Raw genomic sequence first — 22,206 nt, 5'->3', positions numbered from 1 at the left:
TTAAGAGATTTGCTATAATTACACATATGAATGTAAATTTCCTTTCTTGATTTTTTGCTCATACTTAAATTATAAAGGAATTTTACATTCTTTTCTATTTTTTTATAAATTTAAATACGGCTGATATTTATTATCAACCGTATTTATTATAGACCAATAAAAGAAGAGGGGCTCTAATCTGAACCTCTCTTCTTTAACTATTATTCTAAACCTTCTACATAGCTATATGCGCTTTGAGCTGCAATAGCACCATCAGATGCTGCTGTAATTACTTGGCGAATTTCTTTTACTCGAACATCACCAGCTGCAAAGATTCCTGGTACTGCTGATTCTAATCTTTCGTTAGTTGGAATATAACCAGCTTCATCAGTAATTCCTAAATCTCTGAAGTCTTGTGTTTGTGGTAACATACCTACATAGATAAACACACCATCAGCTGGAATTGAACTTTCTTCTCCAGTTTTTACATTTCTAATTTCAATTGATGAAACTTTTCTTTCACCTTTAATTTCATATGCAACACTATCCCATACGAATTCGATATTTTCTTTAGCAAATGCTCTATCTTGAAGAATTTTTTGTGCACGAAGTTCATCACGTCTGTGAACAATCGTAACTTTCGCTGCTAAATTAGATAGATATAAAGCTTCTTCTACCGCTGAATCTCCTCCACCGATAACTACTACTTCTTTATTTCTAAAGAATGCACCATCACATACTGCACAGTAACTTACACCTTTTCCTGAGAACTGTTCTTCGCCAGGAACATCAAGATTTCTGTGTTCTGAACCTGTTGCGATAATTAGTGATTTAGCAACATATTCTTTTTCTCCTGCCACTACATATTTAAGATTATCTCTTACACCTACTTTTGTAATATTTCCAAAAGCAAATTCTGTTCCGAATTTCTTAGAGTGTTCGAACATTTTTTCTGATAGTTCAGGACCAGTTACCATTTCATATCCTGTGTAGTTTTCAATCTCTTCTGTTGATAACATTTGACCACCTGGATATTTTCTTTCTAACATCAACACTGACATATTGGCACGTGATGCGTAGATTGAAGCTGTCATACCTGCTGGACCTGCTCCAACGATAATTAAGTCATAAATTTTTTCTGACATATTTTCCACCTTCTTTTTTATGATTCTCTATACAAAATCTTTTTGTTTCGATATTTTGTATTAAGCACTATTAAGTATATCAAACTTCCTACCACAAATACTAGCGAAAGGACTTGAGATACTCTCAGACTTCCGATATAAAGTGAGTCTGTTCTCATTCCTTCTACGATAAACCTCTCTACTCCATATAAAATTAAATATGCAGCAAATACTTCACTTTGAGCTAGTTTATTACGTATTAATAATAGTATTACTAGTGCTATTAAACACCATAAACTTTCATATAAGAATGTTGGTTGGCGATAAGCTCCATCAATATACATATTTTCAATAATGAAATTCGGTATAAATCTGTTTTCTAAATATTGTTTAGTAACTATCTCACCATATGCTTCATGATTGAAGAAGTTCCCCCAACGCCCTAACATTTGTCCTACTAATAAACTTGGAGCTATAATATCTAATAATTTTATAATCTTAACACCTCTTCTTCTTGCAAAGCAGTAAAGAACTATAAATCCTCCAATTAATCCTCCATAGATAGCTATTCCACCATCCCAAATAGCTATCATACTACTAAAGTCACCTGCATAATACTCCCATCTAAATATTACATAGTATGCACGTGCAAAGATGAATGCTATCGGCAATGCTATTAGCAATAAATCTAACATTGTATCTTGTTTTAAGCCACGTTTAGTAGCTTCTCTATCTGCAAGCAAGTATGCAAAAAATACTGTTGTTGCAATTATTATTCCATACCAATATACGGGCTTTGAAAATAGATGAAATGCAACTGGATCTAAGAATCCTAATGTCATTTTAGTTCACCCCATTATTCTTATTATTTTGTTTTATTTCTTCTGCTAATTTTGAGGTAAACTCTTTAGCAGTGTTAATTCCCATTTGATTTAATCTGTAGTTCATGGCAGCTGATTCAATAATGATAGCTACATTTCGTCCTGGTCTTACAGGGATTGTTTTCTTTTCTATTTGTGAATTAAGGATTTCTCTACGTTCATCTCCTAATCCAATACGATCATATTGTTTTTGATCATTCCATGTTTCTAAGTGAATATTAAGTTGTAATCTTTTATCACTTCGTACCGCACCTGTACCGAATAAAGTCATTACATTTATAATACCTAAACCACGAATTTCTAATAAGTGTTTTATTAGTGTTGATTCACAGCTTCCTATTAAGAAACCTTGTTCTATCTCTTTTATATCAACTCTATCATCAGCCACTAATCTATGACCACGTTTTATAAGTTCTAGAGCTATTTCACTCTTACCTATTCCACTTTCTCCTGTTATTAATACTCCAATACCATAAACTTCGATAAATACACCATGAACTGAAGTCGTAGGTGCAAAAACCTTTTGAAGATAATTAGTAATATTACCCATAAGTTTTGTAGTATCTTGGTGACACCTTAAAACTGGTGTATCATATCGATCTGCAGCTTCCTTTAATTCTTCAGGAACTTCTAAATCTCTTGATATAATAATACATGGAGTTATTCTTGTGCAAAGCATACGCATTCTTGATTTTTTTTCAATTTCTGGAATTAGTTTAAAAAATGATAATTCACTAGTTCCTAGAATTTGTACTCTCTGTGGTGAATAATGAGAGAAATATCCTGCAAGTTGCAAGGCTGGACGAGATAACTCTTCTGTTGTTATCTCCCTATCTAATCCTTTTTCACCACTAACAATTTCTAGATTTAATTTTTCTACAAGATCTCTTGTTGTAATTTTTGGCATAATTTTTATTTCCTTTTATTTATTTTTGAATGTTTTAATTACTATCTTTCTATCATTTGTATTTAATATAAAATTAAATAGCATTATAATTATCACTAAGCCAAAAGCAGTCCAAAATGACATTATCTCAAAATGTGGCGATAATATATAAGAAACTAAATATACTAATGACGTCCTAACTAATAACGAAAATAATCCCAAACTAAATATTGATATCATTATAGTTATCAATAATATAGGTCGAACTAATATAAATAAAATAGTAATAAGTAATGCTCCTAAAAATCCGTATACTGGATGATCGACTCGCAAACTTCCTTTAGTCAAACCAGAAAAGGCAATTACAATAAATGTATTTAATATGACCTTTTTTATTATAGGCCAATATAATTTTTTAAATGTATACATATTTTTCCTTCTTCTTGTTATTTATATAAAGTAGAAAGTGAGAAGCAATGTCCTCACTTTCTTAAATTTATATTTTTAATAATTATTTTGAAAACTCTTCTGTAATTTGAGGAACTACTTGTTTTTTACGAGATACAACACCTTCTAGTGTCATAAAGTCATTTTCAAGAGTTTTTCCAAATGCAGCAGCAACTTTATTTTGTTTATCTCCTAATACTAATACTTCTGAATCTGAAGTTAAGATATTTGTGATTACAAATACGTATGCTGCTAATCCTTTAGAATCTAATTCTGCTTTAATAGCTGTTTCTAATTCTGCTTTTCTTACTGCTACTTCGTTCGCATCTACTGTGTTGATTTGAGCTACTACTAGTTTATCAGCACCTAAAACAAACTCTTTAGCATCTAATGAGATTAATGTTTCAGCAGTTTTGTCAGTTGTTGAAGCTCCGGCTTTAAGCATTGCTAAACCATATTCTTCAATGTTTACTTCAGCGATAGCTGCTAATTCTTCTGCTGCTATTTTATCACGTAAAGTACATGTTGGTGATTTGAATAATAATGAGTCAGAAATAATTGCTGATAGCATTAATCCTGCCATTTGTTTATCAATGTGAACACTTTGTTCCTCATAGATTTTTTTCAAGATTGTAGCTGTACATCCTAGTGGTTCAGCACGATAATATAATGGTCCAGCAGTTTCAAAGTTTGCGATACGGTGGTGATCGATTACTTCACGAATAACTGCTTTTTCAATTCCATTAGCTGATTGTTGGAATTCATTGTGGTCAACTAAAATAACATGTTGCCCTTCCACTACTTCTTCTACTAAACGTGGTAAACGTACGTTGAAATACTCAAGAGCATATTTTGTTTCATCATTAATTTCTCCAAGTCTTACAGCTTCTGTATCCATTCCTTGAATTCTTTTTAAGTTATTATATACGATACTTGAACAAATTGTATCAGTATCTGGGTTTTTGTGTCCAAAAATTAAAATATTTGTCATTTTCTAACTCCTTATTTTTTATTTATACTTACTTATATTTTACCTTTTTTTAGTAATTATTTCAAACCTATTTTAATAAATTATAAGCTTTTTTTTGCTAAACTTAAGTCTACATGACAGTATCCTGTCGGATTTTTTTCTAAGTATTTTTGGTGATATTCTTCAGCATCAATATAGTTATTTACCGCTTCTACTTCTACAGCAATTTTCTTAGTATAATTTTTTTGAAGTTCTTCTATAAACTTAACAGCTTCGTCTCTTGTTTCTTCATCTACGTAGTAAATACCCGTTCTATATTGACGACCTCTGTCTCCACCTTGTTTATTAACACTTACTGGATCAATAATTCTAAAGTAATGACGAAGCACATCATTTAACGGTAATACTGAATTATCATATGTTAAGTAAATTACTTCTGCATGATCTGTTGATTTTATCTTTTGATAAGTTGTTTCTGCAGTCTGACCGTTACTATATCCAACTGTTGTAGATAAAACCCCATCAAGTTGTGCAAAGTAACCTTCTACTCCCCAGAAACATCCACCCGCTAAATATATTTCTTTTTTCATGGTTTAGTTCCTCACAATCTATAATCAAAATTCAAAATTTGTTAACTATTATTATACTATATAACGTTAACTTTTAATATAATTATGCACTTACATTCTTCACTAATTGCAACTTATATTTCATAATTAAACTATTTTTATAAAACTTACATAAATAAAGACAAGTACATATTAAAAAATTGTACTTGTCTATTAAATGAATTTTATCTATTTATTTTCTATTCTGTAGTATGTGTCTCTTCAAATACTCTATGTTCAACTCTATAATTATGGAATATCGCATTTATTTCTGCTCCGATAATTAGTATATATCCTGTAATATATAACCAAATAATGAATGCCATAAAAGCCCCGATTGTTCCATATGTTTTAATATAGCTAGAAAAATGATCTATATAGTATCCAAATAATCTACTTACTAAAGTCCAAGAAATTGTAGAAAAAATTGCTCCTGGTATAATGCTAATAGCTTTTAGTTTTAAGTTTGGTCCCATTATATATAAAAATACAAATACTATAAATATAAATAATATCGGAAAACTGTAATTTAAAACTGACCATAGATTATAAAAACCTTCGTCTAGATTAAATTTATGGAACAGTAAGTATGTAAGTTGTTTTCCAAATACGACTAGCGCAAGAACTACGAACATTCCTACTAAAAATAATGCTGTTATAACAACACTTATGAATTTTGTTACTATCCATATTCTTCCATCTCGAACTCTAAAGGCATTATTAAAGGCAATAATGATTCCATAAATACCACTAGAAGCTGACCATAAGGTGAATACAATCCCCACTGTGATAATCGTATTGTTCTTATTATTTAATACTTCAGAAATCATATCAAAAAGAGAGTCACCCAAATCACCAGGTGCAAAGCTATGAATTTTCTCTAATAGAAATTGTTGGTCAATTTTAAAGTATGGTGTTAAAGCTAACGCAACAATTAACATAGGGAATAATGATAAAATAAAATAATAACTTAAATTTGCAGATAGTAATGATATTTCATCATACATAAGACGATAATACATTTCTTTTACAAATTTTTTTATTGTTAATTTACCTTTTGGATTATCATCATAAAATGAATAATTTTTTTCTGGTATAAACATAATCTTATAAAATAAATTTAGCTACAGTCTTTGCAGCTTTATAATACATTGGTAATGAAGATACTGAAAGTATGTTTAAACCTCCTACAGGAAATTTAGATTTTCCCGTTACGACATATCCTTTTTCCTCTAAATACTTTTTAGCTTCTTCTACTTTTGTACGTTCTTCTGAACTAAAATTTTCTTTTTTGTGAAATACAGCAGTTGCTAGTACTCCAGCACCTACAAGTCCTAACAATAATTTTTTACTCATTAAAATCTCCTTGAAATTTTTTTTTAATTTTTGACAACATAATAATATTTTAAACCATTTACTTAAACAAAGCAACAAATAACTTATTTTTCTATATTACTAATTATATGTATGCTATTAATAGCTTAGACTGTACTTCCGACTTTATCAAGCTTAAATATAAAACATCCTAACCTCATCATTTGAGATTAGGATGCCTACATATTATTTAGATTTACTGTTTTCTTGAAGTTGCTGTACTATTTTCTTATCATAATAATCATTCAAATTTTTCAAACTATACATTTTATTTATGTATATTCCTATTATGCTGAACAAAACTGTTATTACTAACAATGTTACAAGTAGTGAGGCAACTATAGCATTCGCTCTCTTATATTTCTTTTTTGAATTCATAATTTACTCACCTTCCTTATTGTGTTCATCATGTTCTTCTTTATCTTTTTTCTCTTTCTCCTCTTTTGCCTTTTCCTCTTTTTCTTTCTTTTCTTTTTCTTTCTCTTTATCGGTTTTCTCATCTTTAACACGCAAGAACATCTCTCGTTTATGATCACTTTTATCAACAATTGAGACATGTATAATATCATTTTCTTGCGATAAAGAGTAGCCTTTCATATTTTTCAAAACAAGAATGTATCCGGCAAAATTATTAGAATCTTTAAATTTATCTATATATATCCTTCCACCTCTAAAGTTAATCCTTACGTCTTCGACATCATCTTTACTCTTCATTAAGATGTAATTACTTTCTTGATAAACTTTAGCGCTATTATTATACGTTTCTAAAATCTTTTTATGAGCTAGAGCATATTCATAATTTGAATAATCTAGAAATCTCTTTGAAGTAGTCATTGTAGTTTGTATAATCAACATAAGTAGTAGAGTTAAAATAATTAATAGAAATAAGGATACTGTCAATTCTAGTAAGGTAAATGCTTTTTTATCCTTAACTATAGCTAACTTTTTCACCCGTATATTCATCCTCTATTTTTGCTGATTTTTCATCTACACTTATGTAATAATCTCCTCGTGTCGTCGTGAAAACATGTTCTTTATAGTGACTACATATTTCTTCATATAATATTTCTTTCATTTCTAGTTCTTTTTCAATTTTATTTAAATTTGAGTATTGGCGAACCATATTTGGAATCAAAAACACAAATAATAATGAGCAAATTAGTAATGCCCCTATCATTTCTACAAAAGTAAAACCTTTCTTATTAAATTTCATAGAGTGTTATATATCCAGTATCTAAATGAACAATTATTCTATACTTACTATTATCAAACTGTACATCTACAGTATTTGCTTTAGACACTAAATTTCCTTTCCTATATTCTAAGATCACTGATCCTGATCCTAATTTTGGCTTCCCTACTCTTTTTATTTTTTTCCAATGCTCGTGATTATCATAAAAAGTATCATACTCCTCATCATTCATATAAAAGCAAATGAATGTTTTTCTTTCATTTAAACTCCTTGTTTGGACGTTGTATATTTCGGAAACAAGTTCATTAACAGCTAACCTTTCCTGGTATTTTGCATAGGTATTTATAGATATTCTAGATAATATGATTACTATAATGCTTACTATTAAAAGTACCGCTAACATCTCTACTAAAGAAAACGCCCCGTTATTTTTGTAATGTTGCTTTACCATTGGCTATTACTATTTTTTTACCATTTGGTGCTGTACTAGCTTTATCTGCTGGGCCATCTAAATAATGTTTTTCTACAAGTTTTTCGAAAGTAACATCTTTATCTTTTTCATTAATTTCATAGGCTGTTACTTGGGATTGAACTGTTTTTTCATACGCTTCTGAACTTTTATCTTTTGCAGTATCTATATTCTTAGTAATATTAGGAATTATAAGAATTAGAAGTATTGCAATTATAAACAAAACGATTAACATCTCTATAAGCGTGAATCCATCTTTGTTTTTGAACTTTTTCATAATATTTTTCATATGCTCCTCCTTATTTAAGCGAGCTAGCCATATTAAATATAGGTAGAAGTATAACCATATATAATCCAACTATAACTACGGCTAAGATACCAAATAATATAGGTTGTAATTTTTTCAAGTTTTTATCTAACGATGTTAGAAAAGTATCTAACATGATTTCACTAAATAGCTTTAGTTCTTTATCAATCAGACCATTATTTTTCCCATGGTTTACAAATTTTCTCATAGAATTATCAAAGTATTTAATTTTTCCAATTGAATCTTCGAAGCTAATACCCTTATCTAATTCATATAAAATTTCTTTAGAAAAGAGCGTTAAATAATAATCATAGTCTTCTTCAACCATGACTTCTAAAGCTGTTTTTAATGAAAATCCACTCATAAGAAATAAACTTAATTCCATAGAAAATCTGTAAGAAAAGTATAGCTTAAAATAGTTCCTTACTTTAGGAATATATATAAGAGATTTTAAAAATAGATTTTGTTTATATTTAATTGTATAAGAAATGTAACCTATCCCTATAAGGGTAAGTAAAAAAATAATTGAAATGAATTTTGGAATATAATATAATGATTTGATTAATATAAGTGTTTGGAGATCCATCTTAATATTAGATGAAGTATAGATGTTCTCAAATTGTGGAATTACTAGCACATTAAATACCATAATAAGGCAGATTAATGTAAGTATTAAAAATAGTGGATATCGTAAAGTTTTTATTACCTTTTCTTGTTGTATTTTTTTTATTTTTAGATATGTTTCAACTTCTAATAACATATCTTCTATTCGACCATAATCTTCAGCAAATTTTATTTTACTAACAATTAGTTGTGAATAACCAAGATATCCCAATATATCGGATAATTTACTTCCGTTAGAGAGTTTTTCTTTAATCTTTTTAATTTCGTCATCAGTAACTTCATATTGAATAAGTAAAAATTCTAAAGAATCCTCTAGCATATATCCATGATTAATTAATTCATATAGACGTTTTATAAAATATATTTTATTCTCTTTGTCTAGAGCTTTTTTAATATCCCCATTTTTCTTTTTCATCAGTAGTGATGAACCCCTTCTCACATGCTAATTGAAATTTATGCTCTAAAGAATGTTCTATTATCTTATTTTTATCTATATAATCATGAATATCTTCTTTCTTCAATATTTCAGTTACTAATCCTCTTTTTCCATTTGTTAAGTTCACCAATCTTTGAGAAATAATACAAAGAACAGTTTGTTTAACATCTTCTAATGACAGGTTCAAATCTTTTAATCGATTAATTACACCGATAGAATTCTCCGCGTGAATTGTACTTAATACTAAATGACCTGAAAATGATGAAGTAATTACTTGACTTGCTGTTTTAAAATCTCTGATTTCACCGATAACCATAGCATCTGGATCGCATCGTAAAATTGATTTTAATGCATTGTCATAATTTATTCCAGCTTTTTCATTTACCTGCATTTGTATTAAAGTAGGTATATTCTTTTCTACAGGATCTTCTACAGTTATAACCTGTTTATCCCTACTAGCAAGTTCATTCGCTAGTTTATACATTGATGTTGATTTCCCACTACCTGTTGGTCCAGAAAATAATATTAGACCATAGGCTCTTTTTGAAAGATTATTAATATATTGATTATCCTCTTCAAAGATACTATAATCAACATCTTCTAATTCATTAATAAAAATCCTCACTACACATCCTTCGTTAAGTTCACTTAAAGGTAATGTAGAAACGCGTAAAAAATAATCTTTTTCGTTATAATTATAAACGAAACGTCCACTTTGAGGTTCTTTATTTCTTGATATATCTATGTTTGCATTAAATTTCAACAAAGATATTATTTGTTCTAACTCCCTATTAGAAAATTTTTCATATTTACTCAGGTGTCCGTTCACTCTGAGCTGTATAAAGGAATTTCCGGATATATGCGGGTATATATGGATATCACTGGCTCTTTTTTCTATTGATTCGTTAATTATACGATTCATCAAAATCTTTACATCAATAGTTATCACCCCATTTCCTAAAGAAAAGGAAAATATAGGCTAAGTATTACTACTTAGCCTATACCTAAAAACTATTAATTTAAAATTACTACATTATAACTCTATAGCCTAAGTATTTGAGTTTGTTATAGATTTATATTTCTAGAAAAAGAATATCCCCTAAATCTTCTTAAAACTTCTTCTACTAATTTGCAATCTTCACTATCAAGTGACTTAATCATATCAATTACTTCAAAGTGAGTGTCTGCCAACTCATCTGGTTCCCCTTTTTCTGTTTTATACCCCACAAGTTCATCTATTGAAACGTTATAAAGTTTCGCAATAGATACAAGTGTCGCTACATTAGGTTCGTTTCGACCGTATTCCCAGTTAGCGTAAACACCATGAGATGATAACTCTAGTTTATCCGCCACAGTTGACATAGAGTAATTGTTCATTTTTCGAAGTTTTTTTAAGTTTTGTGCCAGTAATGTTCCTTTATTCTTCAAAGTAATCCTCCTTTCTCATCTATAACTATTATACCTTTTTTTTTATAAAAAATCAAATTAAATTATAAATTTTCGAACCTTTTTTTTATACTAATATAAAATACTGTTTTCAAATTATGTGTAATTTTTACAGAAAAATTAGCATAAACTCTGATATGTCAACCTTAATAAAAAATAAAACAACGCTATAACTAGCGTTGTTTTCATTCTTTAAATAGGTTTTTCAACAGTTAATATTTTTATATTTTTTAATAAAGTTGTATAAACATAATTGGCTGCTATAAGACCAGCTACTGATGGGCAAAATGCGTTAGAAGCAGGTGGTATCTTAGCTTTACGTATTTCCGAATCTTGTTTTCCAATTTTTTCTAAGTATTCTTTGTTAGCAATTGTTGGACTTTCTGTAGAAAATACTACAGGTACTTTTCCACGAACTCTCTCTTTTTTCAGTTTCGTTCTTATTACTTTTGCTAAAGGACAAACAGTAGTTTTACTAATATCTGTAATTTGGAATTTAGTTGGATCTATTTTATTCGCAGAACCCATTACACTGATTACTGGTATATTGTTAGCTAAACAATATTTTATTAAATGTATTTTAAAAGTTACCGTATCACAAGCATCAATAACGAAATCTAATGGTTTCTCATAAAATATTGGATAAGTATCTTCTGTATAGAAATCTTGAATAGCTATTACTTCACATTCAGGATTAATAGCCAAAATTCGTTTTCTCATCTCTTTTACTTTACTACATCCAACAGTTTCAGTTGTAGCGTGAATTTGTCTATTTACATTCGTAATATCAATATCATCTTTATCCATTAAAACTAATGAACCAACCCCTGAACGAGCTAATGATTCAGCAGCAAAAGATCCTACGCCTCCTACACCTAGTATTCCTACTCTTTTATTTTTTAATAATTCTAAACCTTCAGTACCTATTACTAATTCATTTCTTGAAAATTGATGTAACATTTTTTTCTCCATATTCTTCTAAAAATCAAATAATAAAAAGACTGGTAACACTTATAACCAGTCTAAAAAAACCAAAACGCCGTAGATTCTTACCTAAATTGGTCCTGATATAATCAGGTGGGTACGATAGCCTTATTTTCTAAAGTCTTCTCAGAGGAAGCATTTTATACTGATAAGCGATTTTCGTTCCCGTTCAAAAAGTGTTAGGCCCGAATGTATGGTAAGTCTTACAAGCGCTTTAGTTGTATATTTATATTTTACCACAGTTAAACTCGTAAAACAACCTCAAAATTTGTATAATCATGTGTTTGTTTTGTGTATTTTAATTTAAAACCTTATTAGTAAAAGGTTTCCATAAGATAAAAATATTTAAAATATTTTTCTAATATTAATTTATTTTAGACTTATTTTATTTAATGTATTTATTTTATTTTAAAAGTTTTTTCAGAAACTGTCCTGTGTAACTTTCATTATTTTCTATTAATTTTTCTGGGGTACATTCCGCAAGAATTGTGCCTCCTCCAACTCCACCTTCTGGACCTAAATCAATTAGATGATCACAACACTTAATAACATCTAGATTGTGTTCAATCACTACTACAGTATTACCACCATCAACTAACTTATCAATTATTTTAATTAATCGACTAATATCATCAATATGTAAACCTGTTGTCGGTTCATCTAGAATATATAATGTTTTTCCAGTTGATTTCTTGTAAAGTTCACTCGCTAGTTTTACCCTTTGAGCTTCTCCACCTGATAATGTTGTCGCACTTTGTCCTAATCGTATATAATCTAAACCGACATGAACAAGGGTTTCCAATTTATTTTTAATCTTTGGAATATTTTCGAAAAACTCATATGCTTCTTTTATCGTCATATCGAGTACATCACTTATACTCTTACCTTTATATTTAACTTCTAATGTTTCTCTATTGTATCGTTTTCCTTTACATACTTCACATGGTACATAAACATCTGGTAAGAAATGCATTTCTATTTTTAATATTCCGTCTCCACTACAAGCTTCACAACGACCACCTTTAACGTTAAAGCTAAATCGTCCTTTTTTATATCCTCGTAATTTTGCCTCATTTGTACTTGCGTATAGATCTCTTATATCATCAAACACTCCTGTGTATGTGGCTGGATTACTTCGTGGAGTTCTTCCGATTGGACTTTGATCGATGTCAATAATTTTATCGATATTACCATCAATACCCTCTACAGATTTGACTACAGTTGTATCGATTTCCTCTTTATTAAGAACATTCTTCACTGAATTAAATAGTATCTCATTAACAAGTGTTGATTTCCCACTACCTGAAACTCCAGTAACTCCTATAAATTTTCCAAGTGGAAATTTCACACTAATGTCTTTAAGATTATTTTTTCTAGCTTTTTTAATTACAATATTTTCTCCATTACCTTCTCTTCTTTCAGTCGGCACTGGTATTTTTTTACGACCAGATAAATATGCTCCAGTGATAGAATTTTCATTAGCCATAATCTCTTCTGGTGTTCCAACCGCTACTACTTGTCCACCGTGTTCACCAGCTTTAGGACCAATGTCAACAATATAGTCACAAGCCATCATCGTATCTTCATCGTGTTCAACTACTAATACTGTATTCCCTAAATCTCTCATAGATAACATAGTATTAATTAGTTTTTCATTATCTCTTTGGTGTAAACCAATTGATGGCTCATCGAGTATGTAAGTAACCCCCATAAGCTTCGAACCAATTTGAGTTGCTAAACGAATACGCTGAGCTTCTCCTCCTGATAATGTTCCTGATGATCTATCTAATGTTAAATAATCTAGTCCAACATCATTTAAAAATTGTAATCTAGCTTTAATTTCTTTAAGTACTAGTTTGGCTATTGCATAATCTTTTTCACTTAATTTTATACCTTGGAAAAATTTATAACTATCTTTAATAGACATCTCACAAATTTCTGCGATATTTTTTCCAGAAACGTAAACCGATAATATCTCCGGTTTTAAACGTTGTCCTTTACAGCTGCGACATGAGTCTTCCTTAATATACTTAGCCATCGCTTCTCTCGTCGCTCTAGTCATTCCTGATTTATAACGTCTAAGAATGTTATTCGCTACACCTTCAAAATATACTATACGCGAACGCATAATACCTTCATCATTAATATATTTATGAGTAATTTCTTCTTGATCATTTCCATATAAAATAATTTGTTGCTGTTCATTTTTCAAATCTTTAAATGGAGTATCCATATCTATTCCAAAGTGTTCACATGTACATTTTATTAGACTTGGATAATATGTAGATGTTGCATTATTATAAACTAAAATTGCACCTTCATTTATTGATAAATCTTTATCAATTATTTTATTAATATCAACCGTCTCATGCATTCCTAAACCATCACATTCTGGACATGCTCCTTGAGGATTATTAAATGAGAAGATACGAGGCTCTAAATCTCCTAATGTAAAATCACAATGTTTACAACTATACTTAGTTGAGAATAATTGTGTAGTTTCTTCTTTAACATCATCTACTTCTACTAAATCATTGTTAGATAGATTTAATGATGTTTCTAACGAATCTGCTAAACGAGTTTCAATTCCTTCTTTGATTACTATTCTATCAATAATTACGCTAATAGAGTGTTTTTTATTTTTATCTAATTCTGGAAGATCACCCACTTCATATAGCTCACCATCTATTTTGAATCGAATGTATCCGTCTTTAATTAATTTATCTATTAATTTTTTGTGTGTACCTTTTTTATCTTTTACGATAGGTGCTACAATTTGTATTCTGCTACGTTCTGGCATCTGCATAATCGCATCTACGATTTGACTTATTGAACTACTTTCTATCTTCTCATGATGATTTGGACAATAAATTTCTCCTATTCTTGCATAAAGCAAACGTAAGTAATCGTAGATTTCTGTTACAGTCGCAACTGTCGACCTTGGATTTTTCGATGTTGTTTTTTGATTTATTGATATAGCTGGTGATAAACCTTCTATAAGATCAACGTCTGGCTTTTCTAAATTTCCAAGAAACTGTCTCGCATAAGCGCTAAGACTTTCTACATAACGACGTTGTCCTTCTGCATAGATCGTGTCAAAAGCTAGTGAACTTTTACCACTACCACTTAGTCCAGTAATAACAACAAACTTGTCACGAGGAATTTCCAAATCTATATTTTTTAAATTATTTTCCCTTGCTCCTTGTATTACTATTTTATTTTTCTTTTGCATATATTACCTCAATGTTCCTATACAATTAAATTTTATTATTCATTGTAAAACTAATTTTTTGTCCTAGTTCTTTAAAAGACACATTCAATTTTACATTAACTCTATTATTATAACATAAATATAAATGAATATTAAAAAAGAAAGTTTAGAGTACTAAACTCTGAACATTCTAAATTATAATATTAAATTTTTCTACATACAAAAAAATTCTGTTTTGAGTATTTTTACTTTGTGAGACATACCTATATTATTAATTAAGAACAAAAAATGATATGTATAGCATTCACTCCCTTTCTAGTAAGCGATATTCATAACTTAATTATTAGTTTTAATCTATAGTTAAATTTAACATCTTTTAATATATAGCTATATAATTTCTTTTAAATTTTCAATGATATTTTTCAAATTATTTTCTACATCCCTTAAAGTACTTCCCATACTATTTAATAATTTATTCATGTTCTCTTCAAAATCCTTAGGGAGAATTTTAGCATGTTCTTTAGCGTACGATATCATTCTCTTTTCTCCTGGATGAGTAAGTTCATTTACTGCAAAAATAATATCAAAGTAAGATTCTATAAATGCTGCAATTCGATGATTTACACTCACAAAATCTCCGCGATTAAATGCCTTTATAATCTGTTTATCATAAGAAGGTAAATTCCCTGTTAATAAACGAAAATTTTTTGAAATAATATTTTCTTTTAACTCATTAGGAAATGGAACTTTAAATCTTTCTTGTATTTTATGAAATTCTTTATGTGGATCATAAAGAACTTTACTATTTTTCAAATTATGCCAAAAACATGTTGTATATCCATTACCTGTATGATGTTTTTCCACAACATTTTCTATATTATTCTCAAAATCATTTATATTTCTATAAATGATATCTATATCTATCCCATCAGATAAAGTACAATCATCTTCAACTTCCCAAAATTGATTATTTAATTCAATATAAGAACAATATTTATCTAAAATTAGTTTCCTAGCATCTTTATCAGGTATACTTGTACAATAAATATAGAGGTCATAATCGGAACTTTTATCAAAGTTATTACCACTTCTAGAGCCCCCTAATACTATTGCTGTTACCTCAGGGAATTTAGTAAATTCTAGCCAAAGTTTATCAAATACTACCATTTTATTATCCTTTCAATATTTATATAATTCCTTTTACATTTTATTCTAACATACATTCTAATCTGTATATATACATATTTTAAACTTTTATTAAATATTAAGAAAAAAGCTATCCCCCTAAAAAGAGCATAGCTTTTATCTTATTTCTTAGTATTTGTAAAATTTTCAAATAATGTTACGCTATATTGTCCATATCATACAGTTTTCTATACTTATCATTTGTTGCGTATAGCTCACTATAAGTTCCATCCATTTCTATTTCTCCATCTTTAATGAAGATTATTCTATCCATATATTCGATAGAGTTTAAATGATGGGTAATCCATACGATTGTTTTATCTTTACTAGATTCAAAAATTGTAGTTAATAGTTCATGTTCAGTTTTTGGATCTAACCCTACAGTTGGCTCATCTAATAATAGTAATTCATTATTTTGAATTATACTTCTAGCAAAAGCGATACGTTGACGCTCTCCTCCAGAGAACCTACTTCCTGTTTCGAATACATTTGTATCTATTCCATCTGGTAAACTTTGAAGCAATTTAGTTAGTTGTGCTTTTTCTAAACTATCATTAATCTTACTTTCAATTTCAGATTCTTCAATACCTGAATCTAAAAGAGCAAGTTTTAAATTTTCTCTAATAGTCATATCAAATAAATATGGTTTCTGGTTTAATAGTGAAATTTCTGTACCTAACATTTTTTCTGTTGGTTTTTTATCTAGTACAACTATTTCTCCTTCATAGTCTGTATATGTACCTGTTAGTAATTTTACTAATGTAGATTTTCCAACACCACTTCTTCCCAATATTGCTACTTTCTCACCTTTCTTAATTGAAAGTGATAAGTTGTTTAATATTGTTTTACCCTCTTCATATTCAAAAGATAAATTTTTGACATCAATAATATTACCATCAGAGTTTTTCGCATCAGTGATTTCAATTTGCTCATTATCTTCTTGAGAATAAAATTCTTTAACACGATTGATTGATACTTCATATCCTGGTATGTGAGCAACTGCTTCACTAGTCATTACAGCTACACTAAGAACTGATAATACCATCATACAAAATGATGCAATATAAACATTCTCAATTACGTTATTTACTGTCATACTCCAACAGCTATAAATCATTAAAAATGCTGTAGCTCCAGCAAGTAGGTTTACAAAATTTTCTCTTAAGTGAACGAATGTTTTAATTTTTCTTTCTCGTTTTAAAAGTTTTTCCTCTTTTTCTTGATAATCATCCATAAATTTATCTACTTTATTAGAAGAAATCCAATCGCTTAATCCGAAAATGGCACTTGTAAAATCACGATATAAATTATATTTAGCTTCTTTCATAATTTGGAAGTTTTTTCTTGTGATTGTTAATGACACAAATGGAACTACAAATATTATAAATAAACCAAATAGAGAGGCTAAGATTGCATAATTCATATCATACCCAAACATAACTGTAATAAATATTACATACAATACTAATGAGATTATACTTGGGAAGATTGTTTTTAAGTAAATATTTTGCATATTTTCAATATCTTCTGAAATAATACCTAGTAAATCTCCAGATTTATATTCTTTCTTAAGTTTTAATGCTTTAGGTTCTAAAATTCTGTACACTCTACTACGCATTTTTTCAATTATTCCTAAAACTAAGTTATGACTTACTAGTCTTTGGATATAAGCAAATGTTGATTGCGCTAGTGAGAAAGTTCTAGTTAATACAGTTGGAACTTGTAACATAAGGATATTTCCTATACGTAATGAAGCTTTACTAATTAAGAATCCTGATACATACATTAACGCTGCTCCACTAATAACTGACATTAATCCTAAGAAAATTATTCCACTCATGACAACTTTATTCTTTTTAAGTTCTTTTCTTACTATTGAATTATTTTTCACTATAGCTACCTCCTACTAGATTAGCTTTTAACTGATCAAATCGAGGTGAATTTTTAAATTCTACGACTTTCTCGAAATCACTAACCCTTCCTTGTTCTAGATTTAACACATAATCTACATTATTTAACCAGTGTAGTCTATGTGTAGCTATAATAACTGTTCTACCTTTAAATAACTCTAGCAGTTTTTCTTTAATTTCGAACTCTGTTTCAATATCCAGGTGACTAGTTGGTTCATCTAGAATAATTATTTCTCTATTACTTATTAAAGCTCTAGCAATTGCTATACGTTGTGCTTGTCCACCACTTAGCTCTTGTCCACCTTCACCAATGTTAGTATCGAATCCTTGTGGAAGAGTTGAAATAAATTTATCTAATCCTACTAATTTACTAATTTCTTTTAAGTACTCTTCACTAACATTTTCATCAGTATAGAATAAAATGTTATTACGAATTGTATCAGGGAATATATATGGAAACTGTGAAATATACGAAATATTATTTGACCAGTGTACATTTTTTAGATTTGTAACTTCGTTATTAATTAATATTTCACCTTCACTTTGTTCATTAAATCCAGATAATATTGAAATTAATGAAGTTTTACCACTCCCACTTTGTCCGACAAGACAAATTTTTTCACCTTTGTTTATAGATAAAGTTATATTATTAAGAATTTTCTTCTCGTCTTTTATTAAACCTATATTTTTTAATTTAATACTATCCACACTCTCAATAGAAGATTTCTCAGATTTATTTTTCTCATTATCAATTATCATTCTATTAATATCTTCATAAGCCATTTGACCATCGAGTGTTGCGTGATAATCTGTTGCAGCTTGTTTCATCGGCAGAAAAAATTCAGGTGCTATTAATAAAACCGTTAATGATGGTAATAGTACTGTACTACCATCTAATAATAATATCCCTAATCTAACCGCTAAAAGTGCAATTGCTATAGTTGTTAAGAAATCTAATGCGAAGCTATTTAAAAATGCCACACTTAGTGTTTTCATAGTACTCTGACGATATTCTCTATTTTTTTTCTCCATTATTGGTAAGTAATTTTTACTTACTCCTAAGAATTTAAGTGTTTCCACTCCTCGAATTGTATCGATAAAGTTATTCGAAAGAGCTCTATATTTTTTATACTGTCTATTTGCCATATCTCTAGCATTAATTCCTAGCAGTATCATAAAAATAACGATAACTGGGATTACAGATATAATCATTAATGCAGATACATAATCTGTATAAAATATAAAAATAACTACTAAGGTTGGTATGATTGCTCCACGTATTTGTTTAGATACATTCAATTCAAAATACTGTTTTACTTTTCCAATACCATCAATTGCTAAAGTTACTAATTTTCCTGATCCTTCTCTTGAAGTAAAATCAGGCCCTAAATCAAAATAACTTCTTAGAAGTTTTTTTCTAAGTTCTTTTTCGAACTCGATTGCATGGTTTTCTGTGAAATATTGTTGTAAATGTAAAAATACTATCCTAAATATAAAACCTATTAAAAAAAGAACACTATCTCTAACAACATTATCATAATTTTTATCAAATAACCCTACTATAGCTTTTGATAAAAAAGCAGCTTGTATAATTATACAAGCTGCTTCGAATATTGATAATATTAATAGTGTCAATGTAAGACTTTTTTTAACAGGAAGTTTTAACTTTGCTTCCTTTTTTTTCATTGACTAATACTCCAATTCATCTTCTTTAGTTAGTCGTTTTCTAAAAATAGAATATGACCAAACTTGATATCCTAATACGAATGGCAATAGGAATAATGCAACTATTGTCATAAGTCTTAGAGTGTATACTCCACTCGCAGCATCATAAATAAATAGTGATTGACTAACATCATTACTGTTTATAATAGCACGTGGGAACATACCAGCGAAGACACTTAGAGTTAGGAACGCTAAAGTTCCTGATGTACTTAAGAATGCACCTAAGTCACGACCTTTGAAGTTTAAAACAAATGATAACACGAAGAATGCTACTGCTATTAAAGCTAGTACTAAACCAACGTAGTAGTTTGTTATGAAAATATCTGTTTTAAATAAAGCCCAAATTGCGAATACTAATGTTACTACCGCAGCAAATGGGAATAGTAATGCAGATGTTGCACGAGCTGCGTTTCTTAATTCCCCTGTAGTTTTAAGAGCTAAGAATTGTGCTCCGTGAACTAACATAAGAAGTAACATCATTACTCCACCTAGAATTGTAAATGGTGATAATAATCCTAAGAAACCGTCAACTAAGTTTTTCTTAGCGTCTAGGTTTGCTCCTGTCATGAAGTTAGCTACTGCAACTCCCCATAATACTGGAGGAAGTAAGCTACCAACAAACATTGCTATATCGAATGATTTAATCCAAGCTCTATTATCTCCTAATTTACCTCTAAATTCAAATGATACGCCTCGTAAGATTAATGCAACAAGCATTAATACAAATGCGATATAGTATCCACTGAATAATTTACCATACCAGATAGGAAACGCTGCGAACATCGCTCCACCACCTGTTAATAACCAAACTTCGTTTGCATCCCAGAAAGGACCAATTGTATTGAAGTAAACACGTTTATCTTCATCAGTTTTACCTAGTACTTGAGCTAGTACCCCAACTCCGAAGTCATATCCTTCTAATACGAAGAATCCTGTAAATAGTATTGTAATAAGTAAGAACCATATATTTGGTAAAGCTACTGACCAATCCATACTATGCTACCTCCTTCACAGTTGTTTCTTTTTTGTTCATTGTATATCTGAATGCGATAAATTGAGCAATACCTAAGATTGTGTATAATGCACAGAATACTAATAGTGAGAATAATACTGATGCACCAGAGTTTGGAGAAACTCCTGATTCAGTAGTCATTACACCGAAAATTAAGAATGGTTGACGTCCAATTTCAGCCATAATCCATCCACAAGCAGTAGCTACTTCAGCTACTAATAACATCCAAGGCATGATTCGTAAGAACCATTTTTTCTCTGTTTCTTGTTTTCTGAATGCGAAAATTGTACCAACTAATGATACTAAGAATAATAATCCAGCAGAACCAGCCATTGTTCTGAATGTGTAGTAAATTGTTGGAACGTGAGGTGTGTAGTCAATGTGTTTTCCTACAACTGGGTAATATTTCTCATCCATTTCTTTTTGAAGAGTTTTCATACCTTTTAGACTTCCTTCAAACTTATCGTAAGAAAGGAAACTTAACATTCCAGGAATTTCTAAGTAATGTTCAGCTTTTTGTTGTTTCTGATCAATTTTAGCTAAAATTGAGAATGCTGCTGAGTCTCCTGTATCTTCATATAGAGCTTCAGCTGCAGCCATTTTCATTGGATATTCTCTTACTAAATATTGAGCTTGAGAGTGTCCAGTTGCTAATAAACCAAGTGAACCAATTAAAGCTGCTACGATAGAAACTTTAAATGCTTTTCTAAACATTGCAACTTCATGTTTACGTAACATTTTCCAAGCTGCGATACCAGCAATTGTAAATGATCCTACTGTTAAAGCTGTTGCTAAAATGTGAGGAAATTGATTCCATAAGTAAGGATTTTTAATGATTGCAAAGAAATCAATCATTTCTGCTTTTTTACCAATTACATTGTTTTCAACATATTTAACACCAACTGGGTGTTGCATGAATGAGTTAGCAGATAAAATCCAGAACGCTGACATAATTGTTCCAATACTTACTAACCAAATACACATTGCGTGTAATTTTTTGTTAATTTTCTCCCAAGAGAAAATCCAAATACCGATAAATGTAGACTCAAGATAGAATGCAAGTAATGCTTCTACCGCAAGTGATGGTCCAAAAACATCCCCTACGAATGAAGAATATTCAGACCAGTTCATACCAAATTGGAACTCTTGTAGGATACCTGTAACAACCCCAACAGCGAAGTTAATTAGGAATAAGTGACCAAAGAACTTCGTAATTCTTTTGTAATGTTCATCGCCAGTTTTAACATAAATACTTTCAAAAATCGCGATTAAGAACACCATACCAATAGTAATCGGTACAAAGAAGAAGTGGAACACTGTTGTCGCTGCGAATTGTATCCTAGCAAGTAATAGTGGATCCAACATAGATATACCTCCTTTAAAAATATTAAATTATATTTAGTGCAAATATTTATAATATTATTGTATAACATAGT

At 29.6% G+C, this 22,206-nt stretch carries 23 protein-coding genes and 1 other RNA gene; all 24 read right to left on the bottom strand.

Annotated features, from left to right (window positions below):
• Positions 1-200 precede the first annotated feature (200 nt).
• Entirely contained in the window at positions 201-1,124 is a 924-nt protein-coding gene (gene trxB, locus JX287_RS01660; protein WP_204641492.1) for a thioredoxin-disulfide reductase, read from the bottom strand.
• Positions 1,125-1,141: 17 nt separating this feature from the next.
• Positions 1,142-1,945 carry a prolipoprotein diacylglyceryl transferase gene (lgt, locus tag JX287_RS01655; RefSeq protein ID WP_204641491.1) on the bottom strand — a complete coding sequence of 268 codons (804 nt, stop codon included), beginning with the start codon at positions 1,943-1,945 and terminating at the stop codon, positions 1,142-1,144.
• 1 nt (position 1,946) lies between these two features.
• Positions 1,947-2,891, bottom strand: a complete 945-nt coding sequence (gene hprK, locus JX287_RS01650; RefSeq protein WP_204641490.1) for an HPr(Ser) kinase/phosphatase — start codon at positions 2,889-2,891, stop codon at positions 1,947-1,949.
• Between the two features lie 15 nt (positions 2,892-2,906).
• Positions 2,907-3,299: a phage holin family protein gene (locus tag JX287_RS01645; protein WP_204641489.1), complete on the bottom strand. Its 393-nt coding sequence runs from the start codon at positions 3,297-3,299 to the stop codon at positions 2,907-2,909.
• 82 nt (positions 3,300-3,381) lie between these two features.
• Positions 3,382-4,308, bottom strand: a complete 927-nt coding sequence (locus JX287_RS01640; RefSeq protein WP_204641488.1) for a manganese-dependent inorganic pyrophosphatase — start codon at positions 4,306-4,308, stop codon at positions 3,382-3,384.
• A gap of 80 nt (positions 4,309-4,388) precedes the next feature.
• On the bottom strand, positions 4,389-4,877 hold the full coding sequence (msrA, locus tag JX287_RS01635; protein WP_204641487.1) for a peptide-methionine (S)-S-oxide reductase MsrA: 489 nt from the start codon (positions 4,875-4,877) through the stop codon (positions 4,389-4,391).
• A gap of 218 nt (positions 4,878-5,095) precedes the next feature.
• Complete coding sequence (locus JX287_RS01630; RefSeq protein WP_204641486.1) at positions 5,096-5,998, bottom strand: YihY/virulence factor BrkB family protein; 903 nt, start codon at positions 5,996-5,998, stop codon at positions 5,096-5,098.
• 4 nt (positions 5,999-6,002) lie between these two features.
• Complete coding sequence (locus JX287_RS01625) at positions 6,003-6,251, bottom strand: hypothetical protein (protein WP_204641485.1); 249 nt, start codon at positions 6,249-6,251, stop codon at positions 6,003-6,005.
• 204 nt (positions 6,252-6,455) lie between these two features.
• On the bottom strand, positions 6,456-6,647 hold the full coding sequence (locus JX287_RS01620; RefSeq protein ID WP_204641484.1) for a hypothetical protein: 192 nt from the start codon (positions 6,645-6,647) through the stop codon (positions 6,456-6,458).
• Positions 6,648-6,650: 3 nt separating this feature from the next.
• The gene (locus JX287_RS01615; protein ID WP_204641483.1) at positions 6,651-7,220 is read right to left on the bottom strand and encodes a prepilin-type cleavage/methylation domain-containing protein; all 570 of its coding nucleotides are present in this window, start codon (positions 7,218-7,220) and stop codon (positions 6,651-6,653) included.
• The gene (locus JX287_RS01610; RefSeq protein ID WP_204641482.1) at positions 7,198-7,482 is read right to left on the bottom strand and encodes a prepilin-type N-terminal cleavage/methylation domain-containing protein; all 285 of its coding nucleotides are present in this window, start codon (positions 7,480-7,482) and stop codon (positions 7,198-7,200) included. The genes JX287_RS01615 and JX287_RS01610 overlap by 23 nt, the downstream gene beginning before the upstream one ends.
• Positions 7,472-7,912 (bottom strand): prepilin-type N-terminal cleavage/methylation domain-containing protein, encoded by a 441-nt coding sequence (locus JX287_RS01605; RefSeq protein WP_204641481.1) that lies wholly within the window; start codon positions 7,910-7,912, stop codon positions 7,472-7,474. Before JX287_RS01605 ends, JX287_RS01610 begins: the two co-directional genes overlap by 11 nt.
• A complete protein-coding gene (comGC, locus tag JX287_RS01600) occupies positions 7,887-8,219 on the bottom strand; it encodes a competence type IV pilus major pilin ComGC (RefSeq protein ID WP_048802984.1) in 333 nt (110 codons plus the stop codon). The genes JX287_RS01605 and comGC overlap by 26 nt, the downstream gene beginning before the upstream one ends.
• Before the next feature lie 10 nt (positions 8,220-8,229).
• A complete protein-coding gene (comGB, locus tag JX287_RS01595) occupies positions 8,230-9,276 on the bottom strand; it encodes a competence type IV pilus assembly protein ComGB (protein ID WP_204641480.1) in 1,047 nt (348 codons plus the stop codon).
• On the bottom strand, positions 9,251-10,219 hold the full coding sequence (gene comGA / locus JX287_RS01590; protein WP_239650304.1) for a competence type IV pilus ATPase ComGA: 969 nt from the start codon (positions 10,217-10,219) through the stop codon (positions 9,251-9,253). Before comGA ends, comGB begins: the two co-directional genes overlap by 26 nt.
• Positions 10,220-10,362: 143 nt before the next feature.
• The gene (locus JX287_RS01585) at positions 10,363-10,725 is read right to left on the bottom strand and encodes a helix-turn-helix domain-containing protein (protein ID WP_048802987.1); all 363 of its coding nucleotides are present in this window, start codon (positions 10,723-10,725) and stop codon (positions 10,363-10,365) included.
• A gap of 210 nt (positions 10,726-10,935) precedes the next feature.
• Positions 10,936-11,703, bottom strand: coding sequence for a tRNA threonylcarbamoyladenosine dehydratase (locus tag JX287_RS01580; protein WP_204641478.1), 768 nt, complete (start codon positions 11,701-11,703; stop codon positions 10,936-10,938).
• 64 nt (positions 11,704-11,767) lie between these two features.
• Positions 11,768-11,951: non-coding RNA, 6S RNA (gene ssrS, locus JX287_RS01575), on the bottom strand.
• Between the two features lie 179 nt (positions 11,952-12,130).
• On the bottom strand, positions 12,131-14,959 hold the full coding sequence (gene uvrA / locus JX287_RS01570) for an excinuclease ABC subunit UvrA (protein ID WP_204641477.1): 2,829 nt from the start codon (positions 14,957-14,959) through the stop codon (positions 12,131-12,133).
• A 366-nt stretch (positions 14,960-15,325) separates the two neighbouring features.
• Positions 15,326-16,105: a nucleotidyltransferase domain-containing protein gene (locus JX287_RS01565; protein ID WP_204641476.1), complete on the bottom strand. Its 780-nt coding sequence runs from the start codon at positions 16,103-16,105 to the stop codon at positions 15,326-15,328.
• Positions 16,106-16,280: 175 nt separating this feature from the next.
• Entirely contained in the window at positions 16,281-18,014 is a 1,734-nt protein-coding gene (gene cydC / locus JX287_RS01560; protein ID WP_204641475.1) for a thiol reductant ABC exporter subunit CydC, read from the bottom strand.
• The gene (gene cydD, locus JX287_RS01555; RefSeq protein ID WP_204641474.1) at positions 18,004-19,719 is read right to left on the bottom strand and encodes a thiol reductant ABC exporter subunit CydD; all 1,716 of its coding nucleotides are present in this window, start codon (positions 19,717-19,719) and stop codon (positions 18,004-18,006) included. Before cydD ends, cydC begins: the two co-directional genes overlap by 11 nt.
• Positions 19,720-19,722: 3 nt before the next feature.
• On the bottom strand, positions 19,723-20,751 hold the full coding sequence (gene cydB, locus JX287_RS01550) for a cytochrome d ubiquinol oxidase subunit II (protein ID WP_204641473.1): 1,029 nt from the start codon (positions 20,749-20,751) through the stop codon (positions 19,723-19,725).
• A 1-nt stretch (position 20,752) separates the two neighbouring features.
• Positions 20,753-22,135: a cytochrome ubiquinol oxidase subunit I gene (locus JX287_RS01545; RefSeq protein ID WP_204641472.1), complete on the bottom strand. Its 1,383-nt coding sequence runs from the start codon at positions 22,133-22,135 to the stop codon at positions 20,753-20,755.
• Positions 22,136-22,206 lie beyond the last annotated feature (71 nt).

Origin of the sequence: Gemella haemolysans, from assembly GCF_901873445.1 — a bacterium.
In the GTDB taxonomy this organism is placed as follows: Bacteria; Bacillota; Bacilli; order Staphylococcales; family Gemellaceae; genus Gemella; species Gemella haemolysans_C.
This window is presented reverse-complemented; position numbering and strand designations above follow the sequence as displayed.